The organism is Helicobacter pylori, from assembly GCF_011140715.1.
In the GTDB taxonomy this organism is placed as follows: Bacteria; Campylobacterota; Campylobacteria; order Campylobacterales; family Helicobacteraceae; genus Helicobacter; species Helicobacter pylori_DA.
In genome coordinates this window covers 1-216 of the sequence record NZ_SFZZ01000001.1, presented here as the reverse complement: position 1 = coordinate 216, position 216 = coordinate 1, and the positions used below count along the sequence as shown (strand labels likewise).

At 42.6% G+C, this 216-nt stretch carries 1 protein-coding gene; it reads left to right on the top strand.

What is annotated here, in order from left to right:
• On the top strand, nt 1-216 hold a 216-nt coding region (locus EWZ81_RS00005; RefSeq protein ID WP_164860356.1), incomplete at both ends, for a CagY family CD-EC repeat-containing protein.

Genomic DNA, 216 nt, shown 5'->3' with positions numbered 1-216 from the left:
AGCTAAAGAGAGTCTTAAGGCTTATAAAGACTGCCTCTCTCAAGCTAGAAATGAAGAAGAAAGGAGAGCTTGCGAGAAACTACTCACCCCTGAAGCGAGGAAACTCTTAGAGCAAGAAGTTAAGAAGAGCGTTAAGGCTTATTTGGACTGCGTATCAAGAGCTAGGAATGAAAAAGAAAAACAGGAATGCGAGAAATTACTCACCCCTGAAGCGAG